Origin of the sequence: Gordonia jinhuaensis (assembly GCF_014639795.1) — a bacterium.
GTDB classification, from domain to species: Bacteria; Actinomycetota; Actinomycetes; order Mycobacteriales; family Mycobacteriaceae; genus Gordonia_B; species Gordonia_B jinhuaensis.
This window is the reverse complement of record NZ_BMGC01000078.1, coordinates 1-2,851: the sequence shown is the minus strand read 5'-3', so window position 1 is coordinate 2,851 and position 2,851 is coordinate 1. Positions and strand designations below refer to the sequence as shown.

The window sequence follows — 2,851 nt, the reverse complement described above, 5'->3', positions numbered from 1 at the left end:
GTCGCGGAACTCCTGGGGATAGGGCTTGGGCACAGCTGGCATCCTTCCAGGCCGCCCGGCAGGGCAAGCCAGATCAGATGTCACCTACTCGTGCACCAGCCCCAAATGCTGTTCCAGAGGGGTTACGCACCTGGCGTCGCTGAGCAACAGTCCTGGCGACGAAGCCTGCCGGTACTGGCGCGCGATTTGGTCGAAGCAGGGCTGGGCAGCGTCGAGATGCTGATCGAGTACCACCTGCCGCTGACGTCCCAACGCGCCGATGTGGTACTCGCCGGAGTCCATCCGAGGACTGGCGAGGCCTCGTACGTCGTGGTCGAACTGAAGCAGTGGTCGAGCGCCGAAGCGTTCGAGGGGAACCCCGAGCTGGTGCATGTCCCCGGCATGGCCGGTGGTCCCAAGCAGAACCCGATTCTGCAGGTACGCGGGTACTGCGACTACCTCTATGATTTCGCCCGCACGCTTCAAGACCGCCCCGATTCACTGGCGGGACTTGCCTACCTGCACAACGCGACTGAACCCGGCGTGGTGGCAGATCTCGCCGGTGTCCCGATGTCGACCACCGGTCGCCTCTTCACCGGCGCTGACCGCGGTTCGATGCTCGACTTCCTCCGTACTCGACTGTCACCGGCGCCGGGAAGGGCAGCCGCGGACATGCTCATGAACTCCCCGACCGCACCCTCCAAGCAACTACTCAAGGTCGCAGCCGATGAGGTCCGATCGCGCGAGCAGTTCAACCTCGTCGGCAATCAACAGCTAGCCGTGGACCTGGTTCTGCACGCTGTTCAGCAGGCCTACCGCAATGACACCAAACGCGTCATCGTCGTGACCGGCGGGCCTGGGAGCGGCAAGAGCGTCATCGCACTGTCGCTACTCGGCGAGCTCTCGCGGAGTGGGCGATCCGTTCTCCATGCAACCGGTTCGCGCTCCTTCACACAGACACTTCGTAAGGTCGCCGGCCACCGCGACAGGCGTGTGCAATCGATGTTCAAGTACTTCAACCAGTTCATGGCCGCCAGTACCAACGATCTCGATGTGCTGATACTCGACGAAGCCCACCGCATTCGAGAAACCTCGGTCGACAGGTACACGCGCGCCGAGCTCAGGACCGACCGGCCACAGATCGATGAGCTGATCTCGGCCGCACGGGTTCCGGTGTTCCTTCTTGACGAGCACCAAGTCGTCCGACCGGGCGAGATGGGAACGCTGGCACAGATCCAGGCGTATGCCGCGAGCCTCGGACTGGAGGTCCACCACGTTGAACTGGGCGAGCAGTTCCGCTGCGGCGGAAGCGAAGAGTACGTGCTGTGGGTCAATCGACTTCTCGGCCTGTCCGATCTCCAACCCACCGTTTGGCCCGGTGACCCACAGTTCGACGTCCTCGTAGCCGATACCCCTTCGGAGATGGAAGCAATCCTTGCCGCCAAGTCTGAGGATGGGTACACCGCGAGAATGACTGCCGGCTACTGCTGGCCCTGGAGCGACCCCACCAAAGACGGCTCGCTAGCGGCTGATGTCCGCATCGGAAATTGGTCTCGTCCCTGGAATGTGAAGGGTGATCGGAAGGTTGGTGATGCACCGCCCGCCGCTCTCTGGGCCACAGAAGCCGGCGGGTTCGGACAGGTGGGCTGCATCTACACCGCGCAGGGATTCGAATATGACTGGAACGGCGTGATTCTGGGACCGGACATAGTCTGGCGGAATGGTCGGTTCGTGACAAACCGATCGGCCAACAAGGATCCCGATTTCCGCAACACCAAACGGGTGTCTGACAAGCGGTTCGATCTCCTCGTCCGCAACGTCTACAAGGTGCTGCTGACGCGGGGAATGATCGGGACGGTCATCTACTCGACTGACCCTGAGACACGGGAAGCGTTGCGGGAGTTGGTCAGATAATAGCTGGAGGCACCCCAAGCGCACTTCGCTCAGAAGAACCGAACCGGCTCTCGGTCCGCTTGCTCTAGGCGGATAGTGCCTCAATGCCGCCCACTATTGGAATATCGAACTGCTCGCGCAACTAGATGGTCAATGATGACATGGATGCACACCCGAGGCAGACCGCCTCGGGTGTCGTCACGGACACACGTGACAATTGCTGCAGCTACGGCGCGTTCCGCAGCTTTCGGGTCTGATGCAAACTCAAGGACGGACATCCCCGCAGGCACTGCACAAACTACATAGAATCATGCACCCAGTATGGCCGCCTCTCGGAACGCAGTATCCGCGATGTTCGCGACCGTTGGTCGCCCAGAAGTCGCTCCGAATCTCGTCAACATTGTTCCCTCACACGTATTGATGACCATCGATCCGTAATCATCGCGGCGCAGCGATAGAGCGCTCGTTGGCAGCGGTGACTTCGTATCTCAGCGAGGTTGAAAGACGCACCGAAACAAAGATATCGACAGAGGTATCCGCAAAGACACCGCCTGTCCACTCCCTGGAGCACAGCAGGATCTCGTCACTCGGTCTGCGACCACGCTCGGCCTCAGCCACGAGCAGATCACCTAGGGTGCTGGCCACGACGCCGATGAAATCGCTGCGCTCTGTCCGACGGGAATGGTCTTCGTGCCTCGACTCTATGTCGGGATCGACGTACCCTTGCGAGCTGTGCTCAAGCTGTTGAATGCAGCCGACCGCTGAGCAGAGCAACCGCAGTGAATCTTTCCGATCGGGCGGCCATGGCTGGCCTCTGCGCGCAGACGGGCCGGGTAGCAACTAGCATCCGGTCCTCCTAGGGTGTGGACTTAGACCCAATACCGTTCAGTTAAGGGGTCTGGATGCGTAGACGGCTGGTTTCGTTGGTTGCGGCCAGGCGGCGTGGTGAGCCCGTTTGACGTGCCATTTCACGTACTTG

Annotated in this window: 1 protein-coding gene; it reads left to right on the top strand. The window is 61.1% G+C overall.

The genetic code is table 11. The features are described 5' to 3' along the window. Positions 1 to 105: 105 nt before the first annotated feature. Positions 106 to 1,893, top strand: a complete 1,788-nt coding sequence (locus IEW22_RS19625) for a DUF2075 domain-containing protein (protein ID WP_188589042.1) — start codon at positions 106 to 108, stop codon at positions 1,891 to 1,893. Positions 1,894 to 2,851: the final 958 nt, after the last annotated feature.